Here is a 13871-nt window from a genome sequence, read left to right on the forward strand (position 1 = left end):
AAGGAACGACTGCATCATGAAGCTGGAAACCTTGGCGATCCATGCGGGCTTCAGCCCCGATCCGACCACCAAAGCGGTTGCGGTGCCGATCTACCAGACCACCTCGTTCGCCTTCGATGACACCCAGCATGGTGCCGACCTGTTCGACCTCAAGGTGGCCGGCAACATCTACAGCCGCATCATGAACCCCACCAACGATGTGCTGGAACAGCGCATGGCCGCGCTGGAAGGCGGCGTGGGCGCACTGGCGGTGGCCTCGGGCATGGCGGCGATCACCTACGCCATCCAGACCGTGGCAGAGGCCGGCGACAACATCGTCTCGGTGGCCAAGCTGTATGGCGGCACCTACAACCTGCTGGCCCATACCCTGCCGCGCTTCGGCATCCAGACCCGCTTCGCCGCCCATGACGACATCGCCGCCCTCGAGGCGCTGATCGACGACAAGACCAAGGCGGTGTTCTGCGAGTCGATCGGCAACCCGGCCGGCAACATCGTCGACCTGCGCGCGCTGGCCGATGCCGCGCACCGCCATGGCGTGCCGCTGATCGTCGACAACACCGTGGCCACGCCGATCCTGTGCCGCCCGTTCGAGCACGGCGCCGACGTGGTGGTGCACTCGCTGACCAAGTACATCGGCGGCCACGGCACCAGCATCGGCGGCATCGTGATCGACTCGGGCAACTTCCCGTGGGCCGACCACAAGCAGCGCTTCGCCCTGCTCAACACCCCCGACCCGTCCTACCACGGCGTGACCTACACCGAGGCCTTCGGCCCGGCGGCGTTCATCGGGCGCTGCCGCGTGGTGCCGCTGCGCAACACCGGCGCGGCGCTGTCGCCGTTCAACGCCTTCCTGATCCTGCAGGGGCTGGAGACCCTGGCCCTGCGCATGGAGCGTCACACCGAGAACGCCCTGAAGGTGGCCCACTACCTGCAGGGTCACGAGCAGGTGGCGTGGGTCAAGTACGCCGGCCTGCCGGACCACCCCGAGCACGCGCTGGCGCTGCGCTACACCGAGGGCAAGCCGGCGTCGATCCTGTCGTTCGGGATCAAGGGCGGCCAGGAGGCCGGTGCACGCTTCATCGACGCACTCAAGCTGGTGGTGCGCCTGGTGAACATCGGCGATGCCAAGTCGCTGGCCTGCCACCCGGCCTCCACCACCCATCGCCAGTTGAACGACGAAGAGCTGGAAAAGGCCGGCGTGCCGCGTGACATGGTGCGCCTGTCGATCGGCATCGAACACAGCGACGACATCCTGGCCGACCTGGCCCAGGCACTGGAAGCGTCGCGCGGCTGAGGCATCGGCGGGCAGGCAAGCGCTACACATTCATCTGTATATCCATACAGATAAACCTTGCCTGCATCGCCAATCCTGCGCATTCTAGGGCCCATCACAGCCCGACCAAGAGCTCACTCGGCCATGCGCCTGTACCTCTGCGAAAAACCCTCCCAGGCCAAGGACATCGCCAAGGTCCTTGGCGCCAGCCGCCGCGGCGACGGTTGCTGGGTCGGCACGGGCGTCACGGTGACCTGGTGCATCGGCCACCTGCTCGAAACCGCCCCGCCCGACGCCTACGATGCCCGCTACAAGCGCTGGTCGCTGGCCGACCTGCCGATCATCCCGGCGCAATGGAAAATGCTGGTAAAACCAAGGACGGCCGCCCAGTTCAAGGCGGTCAAGCGCCTGCTCGGCGAGGCGGCCGAACTGGTGATTGCCACCGACGCCGACCGCGAGGGCGAAATGATCGCCCGCGAGCTGGTGGAGCACTGCCGCTATCGCGGGCCGATCCAGCGCCTGTGGCTGTCGGCGCTGGACGACGCCTCGATCCGCAAGGCCCTGGCCGCCCTCAGGCCCGGCGCCGCCACCTTCAACCTGTACCACTCGGCCCTGGGCCGCTCGCGTGCCGACTGGCTGATCGGCATGAACATGAGCCGGCTGTTCACCCTGCTCGGCCGCCAGTCCGGCTATCAGGGCGTGTTGCCGGTGGGCCGGGTGCAAACCCCGACACTGCGCCTGGTGGTGGACCGCGACCGCAGCATCGCCGATTTCGTGCCGGTGCCGTTCTGGGCCATCGATGTGCAGTTGCGCAGCGCCGGCGAGGTGTTCAATGCCCAGTGGCGTGCGCCCGACGAGCTGTGCGACGACCAGGGCCGCTGCCTGAACCAGGCGTTCGCGCAGCAGGCGGCTGCGGCCATCCAGGCGGCGCCCACGGCGCGCCTTTTGACGCTGACCACAGAGCGCGTGCGTGAGGCAGCGCCGCTGCCCTTCGACCTGGGCACCCTGCAGGAGCTGTGCTCGAAGAAATTCGGCCTGGGCGCACAGGAAACCCTCGACATCGCCCAGGCGCTGTACGAAACCCACAAGGTCATCACCTACCCGCGCAGCGACTGTGGCTACCTGCCCCTGAGCCAGCACGCCGAGGCGCCGGCGATTCTTGCCGCGCTGGGGCGCGCCGACCCGAGCCTGGCGCCCTTGCAGCCGCACCTGCAGGCGCAACGCCGCTCACGCGCGTGGAACGACGCCAAGGTCAGCGCCCACCACGGCATCATCCCCACCGCCGCCGCGCTCGACCCGGCGCGCCTGCCGCCCAAGCACAAGTCGGTGTACGTGCTGATTCGTGCCCGCTACCTGGCGCAGTTTCTGCCCAACCATGAATACGACCGCACCCAGGCCGACTTCGATTGCGCCGGGCAGGCGCTGCGTGCGGTGGGCAAGCAGATCGTCGAGCCGGGCTGGCGGCGCGCGCTGCCCGAAGCCCTGACCCCGCCCAAGGGCCGCGAGGCGCCGGTGGCGCAAGTGCTGCCGGCATTGCACGAGGGTCAGCTGTGCGAGGTGGCCGGGGTCAACCTCAAGGACCTGTGGACCCAACCGCCCAAGCCCTTCACCGAAGGCGACCTGATCAAGGCGATGAAGAACGTCGCCAAGCTGGTGGACGACCCGCGCCTTAAACAGAAGCTCAAGGACACCACCGGCATCGGCACCGAAGCGACCCGCGCCGGGATCATCCAGGGCCTGCTCGACCGGGGCTACCTGGTCAAGCAGGGCAAGGCGCTGTCGGCCACGCCGGCGGCGTTCAGCCTGATCGACGCGGTGCCAAGGGCGATTGCCGACCCTGGCACCACGGCGATCTGGGAGCAGGCGCTGGACATGGTGCAGAGCGGCGAAATGAGCCTGGAAGCGTTCGTGGCCAAGCAGTCGGCGTGGATGAGCAAGCAGGTGGAGCGCTGCTCGGGCATGAGCCTGCGCATTTCAGGGCCGCCGGTGCCGGCCGGGCGCGGCGGCGCGCCGTGGAAGAAGAAGCGCAAGAGCAGCGCCACGGCCGGCAAGCGACCCCGTGCCACCAAAGCGAAAAAAACCGGGGCTTAGGCCCGTGCCGGCTGCTTCGCCGGCAAGGCCGGCCCCTACAGAAACCACCGACAAGGAATGTGTATGAAACTGGGCTACACCATCGTTTATGTACCCGATGTCGAGGCATCGTTGAGCTTCTTCGAGAATGCCTTCGGCCTGAAGCGTCGTTTTCTGCATGAGTCCGGCGATTACGGCGAGCTGGACACCGGGCCAACCACCCTGGCCTTCGCGTCGCTGGAACTGGGCGAGTCGAATTTTCCGGAAGGTTTCGTTGCCGCCAGCAACAGCCACAAGCCCCTGGGCATGGAGATCGCGCTGGTGACCGAGAAGGTCGCGGCGGCCCACGCCAATGCCCTGGTCAACGGCGCCGAGGAAATCAGGGCGCCGCAGAGCAAGCCCTGGGGCCAGACGGTTTCCTACTTGCGCTGCCCGGCCGGGGTGCTGGTGGAGCTGTGCTCGCCGATGGGTTGAAAGCGCTTGGCCAGCAAGGCTGGCGCCTACAGGGGCCGTCCTTGGCAAAGCCTTTGGCTCACGCGCGAATCACTGCCTTGAGCACCGTCTTGAACGTCTCGATCTGCTCGTCGCTGAACGCGGCAAATACCGTGTCCTGCTGCTCGCGCGCAATCGTCCACAGGGCCTCGGTCTGGTCGATGCCGGCCACGCTCAGGCGCACATGCCCGGCCGCCTCGCTGTCGCACACCAGCCCCTTGCGCTTGAGGTTGGCCACCGCCTCGTCGATCTCTCGCGCCGGCATCGCCACCTCGCGCTGCAGGTCGGCCAGGTTCAACCCCGCATCGTTCTCCAGCACCATCAGCATGCGCGCCTCGCTGGTGCGCAAGCCACTGGACAGCTGGCGCGGCTGGTAACTGGCTTGGTAGGCACGCAGCGCCTGGGTCATCAGGTAGTACAGGTTGTGGCTCAGGCGCCCCTGAAAATGGCTGCTGGGGGCCTGCCCCTCTTCGCGTCGGGTCATGCGGGTGTGCGGCAGCACCATCGAGTACGCACCCTGGTGGTAGAGCAACGGCGAACGCCCGCCATCGTCGAACGCTACCACCTTGCCCAGCATGATCCAGTGGTCACCGCCGTCGAGCAGCTGATGGCGTTCGCACTGGAAGCACGCGGCGCAATCGGCCAGCAGCGGTGCGCCCCCCTCGCCCGCCCGGTGCTCGATGCCGGCAAAGCGGTCCTCCCGTGGCTTGGCGAAGTTGTTCGACAGCTCGATCTGGTCGGCGGCCAGGATATTCACCGCAAAGTGGCTGGCGGCCTCGAACACCGCGAGGCTGCTGGAGCGCTTGTCCAGGCTCCAGAGGATCAGCGGCGGGTCCAGCGAGACCGAATTGAAGCTGTTGGCCGTGACCCCGACCTTGTTGCCCGCGGCATCGGCGGCGGTGACCACGGTGACGCCGGTGGCGAAGTTGCCCAGGGCGCGGCGGAACGCGCGGCTGTCGAAGGCCACGGCAGGTTCAGTAGACATGCAAGACTCCCCGGCTGCCGCCAGGGCAGCCGTACGTTGTTGTTATGGGCAGGGCGCGGTGTTCACACCATGCTCGGGTCGGGCTCCAGGCCCATCAGCTCGCGACCGAGGATCTGCGCGCAGACGTCGTAGTCGGTGTAGGCATGGGCGCCGGTCATGTGCGAGTCGCGCCACAGGCGCTGCATCTCGTTGGCCTCGAACCAGGCGGTGCCGCCCGCGGCTTCGAACAGGCGATCCACGGCCTGGATGCACATCTTCACCGCGTAGCCCTGGTTGGTGCGCCAGAACGCCAGGGTCTCGCGGCTGGGGTACTGGTGGCGGGCGCTGTGGTCGGCGTGCTCCTGCCAGGTTTTTTCGAGAAAGGCCCGCGCGGCGGCCACCTGGTGGGTGGACTCGGCCAGGCGCATCAATGCGGGGGTGGCTGCGCCAACCGCGGCGCCGGTGTAGGCGCGCACGCGGTTGGCGGTCTTCTCGCGGAAGGCCTGGAGCATGCGCTCGGCCACCCCCAGGCTGACCGTGGAAAAGCCACTGGCGAAGTACGGCCGGTACGGCGAATAGAACACCTTGCTGTCCGGGTACAGGCCGAAGCCGGCGGACTTGCCTTCCATCATGTCCTTGGCTTTCTGGATGCGGTACTCGGGCACGAAGGCCTTGTCGATGAGCAGGGTCTTGGTGCCGCTGCCCTTCATGCCCGCAGCGTGCCAGTCGTCGCGGATCACGTAGTCGCTGCGCGGCAGCACGGCGAAGCAGTAGTCCTGGGTGCCTTCGGCGTTGGCGCGGCGACAGCCGACGATGGCCCATTCGGCATGGTCGCTGCCGCTGCTCCAGCCCATCTCGCCGCTGAACAGCAGGCCGCCCTCGACCTCCTCGATACGCCCGAACGGCGCGATGCTGCTGCTGGCAGTGGCGTCGCGGTCGGTGCCCCAGATCTCTTCCTGCAACCGGGCCGGGAACATCGCCAGCTGGTGGCTGTGGGTGCACAGCAGGCTCATGGCCCAGGCGGTACTGGCACAGGCACCGGCCAGCGCGGCGATGCAGTCGGCGAATTCGGGCAGGGAAATTTCCAGGCCGCCATACAGCTTGGGCTGGAAGGCGCGGTGCAGGCCGATGCCCTTGAGCAGCGCGATGTTTTCGGCGGGTACCTGGCGATCCTGCTCGGCACGGGCGGCGTTGGCAGCGATGGTCGGCAACAGTGGCTTGAGGTCTTCAAGCAGCGGGTTTGGCTTTTTCATGGAGGGCCCTGCTTATTATTGGATGTCCGGGCCGGGCTGCGAGGTGGGCAGCTGGCGGCGGATGCAGGGCCAGTATGGGATGGGTGTGACGGGGGGAAAATGCACCTTCCAGAGGCAAGGTTGTACTTTTCATGGGCCCCTTCGCCGGCAAGGCCGGCGCCTGCTATCGGTAGGAGCCGGCCTTGCCGGCGAAGGGGCCGCAGGGATCAGCCCTTGACCACCTGCTGCAACCCCTCCCAGAGCCTTGCCACATGCTCGCGCTCGGTGGGCAACGCGCCCACCGACACCCGCACCATCCACTGCCCGTTCAACGTCGCCGGGGTCACATACGCCGCGCCCGACGCATTGAGCCGGTCGGCCCAGGCGCGGGTGTGGCGGTCCAGTGCCTCGCCTTCCAGCCCGCCAGGCTGGTGACGAATGCACAGGGTCTGCAACTGCACCGGCGCCAGCACCTCCCAGCCCGGCGCCGCACCTACCTGCTGTTCAAGCCAGCGAGCATTGCCCAGGTCGCGGCGCATGCGTTGCTGCAAGCCTTCCACGCCTTCGCTGCGCAACATGAACCACAGCTTCAACGCACGAAACCTGCGCCCCAGCGGGATGCCCCAGTCGCGCAGGTTCTTCACTTCGCCATCGACCGCCGACTGCAGGTAGCTGGGGTTGGTGCTCATCACACGGATCAGGTGCTGCGGGTCACGCACGAAATACAGCGAGCAGTCGAACGCCACCCCCAGCCATTTGTGCGCATTGACCACGATGGAGTCGGCCTGCTCGATGCCGGTCCACATCCAGCGGCATTCGGGCAGGATCATCGCCGAACCGGCCATGGCCGAGTCCACATGCAGCCACAGGCCATGGGCGCGGGCGATGCGGCCGATCGGTTCGAGCGGGTCGAGGGCGGTGGTGGCCGTGGTGCCGGTGGTGGCGACCACCGCGCATGGTTGCAGCCCTGCGGCAAGGTCCTGCTCGATGGCCGCTGCCAGCGCTTCAGGGCGCATGGCGAAGGCTTCGTCGACTTCGATGTAGCGGATGTTGTGCTTGCCGAAGCCGGCCAGCAGCGCGGCCTTGTCTACCGAGCTGTGGGCCTGGGCGCTGGTGTAGATCATCAGCGGCCGGGCCTGCGCTTGCAGGCCACCCTTGACCAGCGCGTAGTCGCTGGCGCGCTCGCGGGCGCAGATCAGCGCCACCAGCGTGCTGCTGGAGGCGGTGTCCTGGATCACCCCACTCCAGGCACCGGACAGGCCGATCATCTGGCGCAGCCAGTCGACCGTGGTCTCCTCCAGCTCGCTCAGCGCCGGGCTCGACTGCCACGACAGGCCGAGCACGCCCAGGCCGGTGCTGAGAAAGTCGCCCAGCACCGAAGACAGCGTGCCGTTGGAGGGGAAGTAGCCGAAGAAGTCCGGGTGCTGCCAGTGCGACAGGCCGGGCATCACCAGCTGGTCCACGTCGGCGAGGATCTGCTCGAAGGGTTCGCCCTGCTGCGGCGCGGCCTGGGGCAAGGCATTCTTCAGGTAGCCCGGCTCGACCTGGGCCATGACCGGCAGGCTGGCGACATTGACACGGTAATCGGCGATGCGGTCGATCAGTTGGTGACCTTGCTGGCGAAATTCTTCTGGGCTCACGCGCTGGCTCCTGTGGGGGTGATTGCAGTGCCAGCGAGTCTAGGCGCTGGCTGGCCGCTGAAACACGCCGCGCCGCGCATAGCTGCTATGGCGAATCCACATAGCTGCCGGTGACGCCGAACTGCGACTGCTGCCACAGCTCGAACACCTGCGCACGAAACCAGCGGTGCTCGGCCGAAGCCTGCAGGCGCTGGTGCCACACCACCCAGTAGCGCTGGGTGTGTTCGACGAACGCCAGCGGGCACCACACCACCGGGTGCAGGCGGCTGAGCTGGCGGGCGATGTGTTCGGGCACGGTGACCAGTGTCTGGCTGGCGCACACCACCTGCACCGCCGCCGAGAAGAACGGCACCTGCAGGGTGATGCGCCGGGCAAGGCCCTGGCCGCGCAGGTGGCGGTCGATGAAGCTGTCCTTGTCGCCGCCGCCACAGATGCGCACGTGCCCCCAGGCCAGGTAGTCATCCTGGCTCAGCTCGGCGTGCCGGGCCAGCGGGTGTTCGCGGTGCATCAGGCACACCGCGCGATCCTCGCCGAGCATGCGCCCGTGCAGGTTGGCCGGGGCGCTGTCGAACAGCGTGGTGGCCAGGTCGATTTCACCGCTGGCCAGGCGTTCGAACTGGTCCGGCGACCAGCTGCGGTAGTCGATCGACACCCCCGGCGCCTGCTCGGCCAGGCGGCTGACCAGCAACGGCAGCATGTGTTCGGCGATGTAGTCGGAGGCGGCCAGGCAGAATCGCCGCTCGCAGCGCTGCGGGCTGAAGGCCTCGGGTTGGCGCAGGGCGTCGAGCTCGCCCAGTACCTGGCGCAGGGGCAGCACCAGCGCCTGGGCCCGTTCGCTGAGTACATAGCCGCGGCCCTGGCGAACCAGCAGCGGGTCGTCGAAGGCTTCGCGCATGTGCGCCAGCTGGCGGCTGAGCACCGACTGGCTGCTGCCCAGGCGCTCGGCGGCATGGCTGAGGTTCTTGAGCTGCAACAGCGTGTCGAGGGTACGCAGGTGCGCAAGGCTCAACGAGGCGAAGGTGGGGTTCAAGGCGCGCTCCGGCGGTGTAGTCGCCCTAGGCTAAGGGGTTTTGTGCCTGACGCAAAATCCGTTGCGTGGCCTTCGCCGGCAAGGCCGGCTCCTACAAGGGCACTGAAAGCTCTAGACTGTGCACTGGTAGAACACGAGGCCCCCATGGATATCGACCTGGCGCGTACCTTCATCGAAATCGTGCGCAGCGGCAGCCTGGTGGCCGCCGCAGAGCACCTGCACGTGACCCAGACCGCGATCAGCGCACGGGTGCAGAAGCTCGAGCAGTTGCTCGGCTGCCAATTGTTCGTGCGCAGCCGCAACGGCGCCAGCCTGACCGCCGACGGCAAGGGCTTCGTGGCCTACGCCAACCAGCTGGTGCACACCTGGGAGGCGGCGCGGCGCGACCTGCCGTTGCCCGCCGGCGGCTACCAGGTGCTGCACATCGGCGGCGAAGTCAGCCTGTGCAACCCGCTGCTGCTGGACTGGGTTCGCGTACTGCATCAGGAGGTGCCCAGCCATGCCATCCGCAGCGAGGTGGGCGACAGCGACACGCTGCTGCGCAAACTGGACATGGGCCTGCTGGATGCCGCGCTGGTGTACCAGCCGGGGTACGGCCCGGGGGTGCAGGTGGAGCAATTGCTGGAAGAGAAGCTGGTGTGCGTGCGCCGTGCCGGCCAGCCCGAGCCGTATATCTACATCGACTGGGGCGAGGCGTTCCGCCGCCAGCATGACGCGGCGCTGCCCGAGCACGCGCGCCCTGCCTTGAGCTTCAACCTCGGCCCGATGGCCTTGCAGTACATCCTCGAACACGGCGGCAGCGGCTACTTTCGCGCCCGCGTGGTGCAGAGCTACCTGGACTGCGGCGTGCTCGAACGGGTATTGCAGGCGCCGGAATTCACCTACCCGACCTACCTGGTGTACGCCCGCGAGCGCGACTCGGCAGCGCTGCAACAGGCGTTTGGCCTGTTACGCGGCGTGGTCGCGGGGGACAGTGACTGGTCCCAGCGCTGGGACCCGCTGATCTAGACCGGCCTGCTCGCGCTGCAGCAGTTGTTGGTGCAGCGCGCCGATCAGGTCGGTCTGGGTGACAACCCCGACCAGTTGCCCGGCTTCGAGCACCGGCAGGCAATGCAGGCCCTGGTCGCACAGCAGCGGGATCAGGGCCACCGCCGGTTCGTCGCTGTTCACGCTGCGTACCGGTTTGGTCATGACCTGTTCCAGGCGCACCGGGCGACGCCGGCCGAACAGCGCGCGCCAGCTGAAACGGCGTGCGGCCATTGCCGAATCGAGCAGGTCGCCGACGCTGACGATACCCACAAGCTGGCGCGCCTCGTCGAGCACGGGGAGGATCTTCAGGCGATGCTCGCCCAGCATCTTGAAGGCTTGCTCAAGCGTGGTGTCCGGGCTGGCGGACTGCACGTCGCGCGACATCACCCGGGCAGCCGTCATGCCGCCCAGGCTGCGCTGCAAGGCATGGCGCTCGGTGGCCAGGATGATGCGCTCCAGGTCATCACGGGTCACGTCGACGAACTCGCCCAGTTCATTCAATGCGCGGTCCAGGTCGCCGGCACTCACCCCTACCCGCTCGCTCACGGGCGCATCCTGGGTACGGTGCAGGTCGGGCCGCGGGGCGACGATCTTGGGGTAGCGCACGCCGGTCAGGCGGTTGTACACCACTGCCACCAGCAGCAGGCACAGGGCATTGAGCAGCACCGGCTCGACCACCTGGGCGCCCAGGCTCGCCAGCGACGGGTCGGCCATCGCCAGGCTGACCGCCAGTGCCGCGCCCGGCGGGTGCAGGCAGCGCAGCAGGCACATCAGCAGCACCACCAGCACCAGCGCCATGCACACCACCACCAGGCTCGCGCCCAGCCAGTGGTGCAGCACCAGGCCCACCAGCATCGCGCAGCTGTAGCTGCCCAGCAGCGGCCAGGGCTGCGACAGTGCGCCCGAGGACACCCCGAACAGCAGCACCGCCGACGCAGCCAGCGGGGCCATCAGGTGCAGGGTGACGGCGTTGCCGAACAGCACGCTGCACAGCCCGCCGGCCACCAGCAGGCCGAGCACGGCGCCAAGGCCGGCCCGCAGCCACTCTTTGGGCGGGATATGCAACGCGGCGGGGATGAAGCGATCGAGCCAGTTGTTCAGACGGCGGGTGGACATGCGACGACCTGGTACCTGTTGAAATAAAAGAAGCCCGCCCAAGACGAGGGGGCTTTGTATCGCGAGGGGGCAATACGCAAAGGGCTCCGTCCCTGGAGATGGAAATCCGGGGGTTCGGATGCGCGCAGTCTGAACAAAAGCGGGGATGGGCTCCAACGCAAAAAAATGCAGCTTGAGTGCAATTATTTTGCTGGATGAGCCGGCGGGAGGGTTATGGCAGGAACGCAAGGCTGCGCTCCTGCCGCTGACCGGGCCTGAACGGCCGAATCAGCCAAGCAGTGCCGGGTCGATGCCATCGCAGTCGAAGGCGATGTAGCCACCCACTTCATCGGCCCTGCCATCGGTGATCTCGCCGTGATAGGACAGGCCGTTGCTCAGGGTGACGCAGATGTGGGTGGGGTCCTGCGGGGCGTCCAGCTTGCCGTTGAACTCGACCGTGAAGCGGGTTTCGCCATCGACCTTCAACCCGATCAACACATTGGCATTGTCCACGGCCTCGGTCTCCTTGCCTGCGTATTCGGCGCTGACGGTCACGGTGGCGGTGTCTTGATACATGCTAGAGCTCCAACGGCAGGAATGCGTGACGCCCACTGGCGCCAACCGGCGGCTAGGGTAAGCCACCAGGCGGGGTGTGGGGAATCCCCGTCGGGCGCAAGGTTGCAATTTGCATGAGGCAAAACGGGCACTCATGCAGGCTGCATGGCCTTAGGACGGTTCGGTTTTACAACTGATTGATTTTGAAAGGATAAATATTTCGTAGCATTTGGCACAGCAACTGCTCTACAGGAGGGGGAAGACCCATTTCATGACTGGAGCACCAACAATGATTACAAGTGCCGATACCTACGCCGTCCCCGCGGGGGACACCTCCAGCCACTCAGGGGTGTCCTGGGCGGCCATCTTCGCCGGTGCCACCGGTGCCGCCGCACTGTCGCTGATCCTTATCGTGCTGGGCTTCGGCCTGGGGTTCTCGGCTGTCTCGCCGTGGCCGGGTGATGGCGCCACGGCCAAGCAACTGGGTATTTCGAGCATCGTGTGGCTGGCGCTGACGCAGATCATTGCCTCGGGCCTGGGCGGCTACATCGCCGGGCGGCTGCGGGTCAAATGGGCCAACCTGCATGGCGATGAAGTGTATTTCCGCGATACCGCCCACGGTTTCCTGGCCTGGGCCTTTGCCACGCTGGTAACTGCGGTGCTGGTGGTGGGTTCGGTGAGCTCGGTGGTGAGCGGCGGCGTCCAGGCCGGCGCGATGGCGGCCTCTGGCGTGGCTGCGGCTGGTGCCGGCGCGGCTGCCAACAGCAGCAAGGCGAGCAATGACGATTCGGCCTACTTCATCGACATGTTGTTCCGTGACGAACGCCCGGTGGCGGTCACCGATGACGCGGCCCACGGCATTGCCGCGCGCATCTTCGTGCGTGGCCTGGCCGACGGCCAGCTGAACGCCGAAGACCGTGCCTACCTGGCCAACGTGATTGCCCAGCGCACCCAGATCAGCCACGCAGAAGCCGAACAGCGCATCGACACCGTGTTCGCCGAAGCCCGCCAGGCCATCGAAGAGGCCAAGCAACTGGCCGACGCCGCACGCAAGGCCGCTGCCGCCTCTGCGCTGTGGATGTTCGTGGCCCTGCTGTGCGGCGCGTTCTTCGCCAGCCTGTTCGCCATCTGGGGTGGCCGTCGCCGTGATGCCGCCGTGTTCCTGACGGCCGACCCGGTGCGCGTCGACCCCACCACTGCCCGTACCCTCTGACAGGAGATTCACCATGCGCTCGATACTGCTGTTCTTCCTCGGTGTGCCTATCCCGATCATCATTCTGATCGCCTTGTTCATGCATTGATGCACACACGAAGCCCCCGACCCGTCGGGGGCTTTTTTGTGGGCGACTGGCACGGCCGATAAATTCAAAAAGGATATAAAAATAACTATTTGTTCTAACTAAAAGTAATAAAAAAATTGCACTCCGCGGGCGTCAGCCTTTACTTTCAGGCCTACCAGAAAACACCTGACGAACCCGCCTGCGGAGCCCTCACCATGTCCAACAAACCTCCTTCGACCCTGCGCCGCGTGCTGCTTGGCGGTGCCTTTGCCGCGCTCGCCAGCCTGGTACTGCCTGGCCCGGCCGCCTACGCCGAGCCAACCAAGAACCTGCGTATCGGCTACCAGAAGTTCAACAGCGTCAACATTCTCAAGGGCTCCGGCGCCCTGGAAAAAGCCCTGGCGCCGCAAGGCATCAAGGTCAGCTGGTACGAGTTCGCCGCCGGCCCGCAGTTGCTCGAGGCCCTGAGCACCGGCGCCATCGACCTGGGGCACGCCGCCGATGCGCCCTCGGTGTTCGCCCAGGCGTCGGGCAAGTCGGTGGTGTACCTGGCCGCCGAACAGCCCTACCCGCGCGGCATCGGCATTGTGGTGCGCGAGCAGGACAAGGTCGCCGATATCGCCGCCCTCAAGGGCCAGCGCGTGGCCACCGGTCGCGGCTGGAATGCCCAGTATCTGCTGGCCGTGGCCCTGCAGGACACCGGCCTGAGCTACAAGGACATCGACCCGGCCTACGTCAACAACGCCGCCGATGCCGTGGCCGCCCTGCAATCGGGCAGCGTCAAGGCCGTGACCCTGTGGGACCCCTTCCTCGCCGCAGCGGAAAAACAACCCGGCCTCAAGACCCTGCGCGACGGCACCGGGCTGACCAACAACCGCACCTTCTACCTGTCTTCGCCAGCCTTTGCCGACGAGAACCGTGGTGTGCTCAAGACCTTCTTCACCGAGCTGGGCAAGGTCAGCAACTGGGCCAACGCAAAACCCAAGGAAGTGGCGGCCCTGCTGGCTCCGCAACTGGGTATCGGCGCCGACGTGCTGGAAGTGGCCAGCGAGCGTCGCAACTACAACGCGGTGGCCATCACCCCCGAGATCACGGCCGAACAGCAGAAGCTGGCGGACACCTTCCAGGGCCTGGGCCTGATTCCCAAGCCGCTCAAGGTCGCCGACGCCGTGTACCCCGTCTCCGTACTGCCTTGACCGCGAGCGATTCGA

The 13871-nt window shown here is 66.8% G+C and carries 12 protein-coding genes; 6 read left to right on the plus strand and 6 right to left on the minus strand.

Features of this window, described 5'->3' with window-relative positions; translation table 11 throughout:
- Positions 1–16: 16 nt before the first annotated feature.
- The 3 genes from CR917_RS15940 (at position 17) to CR917_RS15950 (ending at position 3817) form a co-directional block, all read left to right on the plus strand.
- Positions 17–1294, plus strand: a complete 1278-nt coding sequence (locus CR917_RS15940) for a bifunctional O-acetylhomoserine aminocarboxypropyltransferase/cysteine synthase (RefSeq protein WP_054916502.1) — start codon at positions 17–19, stop codon at positions 1292–1294.
- Positions 1295–1417: 123 nt separating this feature from the next.
- Positions 1418–3364 (plus strand): DNA topoisomerase III, encoded by a 1947-nt coding sequence (locus CR917_RS15945; protein ID WP_100632478.1) that lies wholly within the window; start codon positions 1418–1420, stop codon positions 3362–3364.
- 63 nt (positions 3365–3427) lie between these two features.
- Positions 3428–3817, plus strand: a complete 390-nt coding sequence (locus CR917_RS15950) for a VOC family protein (protein WP_054916504.1) — start codon at positions 3428–3430, stop codon at positions 3815–3817.
- 58 nt (positions 3818–3875) lie between these two features.
- On the opposite strand, the gene CR917_RS15955 is transcribed toward CR917_RS15950, so the two are convergent.
- The 4 genes from CR917_RS15955 to CR917_RS15970 all read right to left on the minus strand — a co-directional run bounded on the left by CR917_RS15955 (position 3876) and on the right by CR917_RS15970 (position 8701).
- Positions 3876–4820: a p-hydroxyphenylacetate 3-hydroxylase reductase component gene (locus tag CR917_RS15955; RefSeq protein ID WP_043861111.1), complete on the minus strand. Its 945-nt coding sequence runs from the start codon at positions 4818–4820 to the stop codon at positions 3876–3878.
- A 62-nt stretch (positions 4821–4882) separates the two neighbouring features.
- Positions 4883–6052: a p-hydroxyphenylacetate 3-hydroxylase oxygenase component gene (locus CR917_RS15960; protein WP_043861112.1), complete on the minus strand. Its 1170-nt coding sequence runs from the start codon at positions 6050–6052 to the stop codon at positions 4883–4885.
- Between the two features lie 206 nt (positions 6053–6258).
- A complete protein-coding gene (locus CR917_RS15965; RefSeq protein WP_104572611.1) occupies positions 6259–7671 on the minus strand; it encodes a DOPA decarboxylase in 1413 nt (470 codons plus the stop codon).
- Positions 7672–7756: 85 nt separating this feature from the next.
- Positions 7757–8701, minus strand: coding sequence for a LysR family transcriptional regulator (locus CR917_RS15970; protein WP_043861114.1), 945 nt, complete (start codon positions 8699–8701; stop codon positions 7757–7759).
- Between the two features lie 144 nt (positions 8702–8845).
- On the opposite strand from CR917_RS15970, the gene CR917_RS15975 reads away from it, so the two are divergent.
- Positions 8846–9709, plus strand: coding sequence for a LysR family transcriptional regulator (locus CR917_RS15975; protein ID WP_054916507.1), 864 nt, complete (start codon positions 8846–8848; stop codon positions 9707–9709).
- On the opposite strand, the gene CR917_RS15980 is transcribed toward CR917_RS15975, so the two are convergent.
- Together CR917_RS15980 and CR917_RS15985 are read right to left on the minus strand one after the other, a co-directional pair.
- A complete protein-coding gene (locus CR917_RS15980; protein ID WP_043861116.1) occupies positions 9650–10846 on the minus strand; it encodes an HPP family protein in 1197 nt (398 codons plus the stop codon). The two genes, CR917_RS15975 and CR917_RS15980, sit on opposite strands and share 60 nt — an antisense overlap.
- Positions 10847–11113: 267 nt before the next feature.
- Positions 11114–11401 (minus strand): hypothetical protein, encoded by a 288-nt coding sequence (locus tag CR917_RS15985; protein WP_043861117.1) that lies wholly within the window; start codon positions 11399–11401, stop codon positions 11114–11116.
- Positions 11402–11669: 268 nt separating this feature from the next.
- Here CR917_RS15985 and CR917_RS15990 point away from each other — a divergent pair, with 268 nt between their 5' ends.
- Positions 11670–12593: a hypothetical protein gene (locus CR917_RS15990; RefSeq protein WP_104572612.1), complete on the plus strand. Its 924-nt coding sequence runs from the start codon at positions 11670–11672 to the stop codon at positions 12591–12593.
- Between the two features lie 282 nt (positions 12594–12875).
- Positions 12876–13856: an aliphatic sulfonate ABC transporter substrate-binding protein gene (locus tag CR917_RS15995; protein WP_100632474.1), complete on the plus strand. Its 981-nt coding sequence runs from the start codon at positions 12876–12878 to the stop codon at positions 13854–13856.
- Positions 13857–13871: the final 15 nt, after the last annotated feature.

The organism is Pseudomonas sp. BRM28 (assembly GCF_002939405.1).
Taxonomy (GTDB): domain Bacteria; phylum Pseudomonadota; class Gammaproteobacteria; order Pseudomonadales; family Pseudomonadaceae; genus Aquipseudomonas; species Aquipseudomonas palmensis.

Bases quoted from the DNA above. Each gene is read 5' to 3' on its own strand.
- CR917_RS15940 (WP_054916502.1), top strand. From the start codon at position 17: ATGAAGCTGGAAACCTTGGCGATCCATGCGGGCTTCAGCCCCGATCCG.
- CR917_RS15945 (WP_100632478.1), top strand. From the start codon at position 1,418: ATGCGCCTGTACCTCTGCGAAAAACCCTCCCAGGCCAAGGACATCGCC.
- CR917_RS15950 (WP_054916504.1), top strand. From the start codon at position 3,428: ATGAAACTGGGCTACACCATCGTTTATGTACCCGATGTCGAGGCATCG.
- CR917_RS15955 (WP_043861111.1), bottom strand. From the start codon at position 4,820: ATGTCTACTGAACCTGCCGTGGCCTTCGACAGCCGCGCGTTCCGCCGC.
- CR917_RS15960 (WP_043861112.1), bottom strand. From the start codon at position 6,052: ATGAAAAAGCCAAACCCGCTGCTTGAAGACCTCAAGCCACTGTTGCCG.
- CR917_RS15975 (WP_054916507.1), top strand. From the start codon at position 8,846: ATGGATATCGACCTGGCGCGTACCTTCATCGAAATCGTGCGCAGCGGC.
- CR917_RS15980 (WP_043861116.1), bottom strand. From the start codon at position 10,846: ATGTCCACCCGCCGTCTGAACAACTGGCTCGATCGCTTCATCCCCGCC.
- CR917_RS15985 (WP_043861117.1), bottom strand. From the start codon at position 11,401: ATGTATCAAGACACCGCCACCGTGACCGTCAGCGCCGAATACGCAGGC.
- CR917_RS15990 (WP_104572612.1), top strand. From the start codon at position 11,670: ATGATTACAAGTGCCGATACCTACGCCGTCCCCGCGGGGGACACCTCC.
- CR917_RS15995 (WP_100632474.1), top strand. From the start codon at position 12,876: ATGTCCAACAAACCTCCTTCGACCCTGCGCCGCGTGCTGCTTGGCGGT.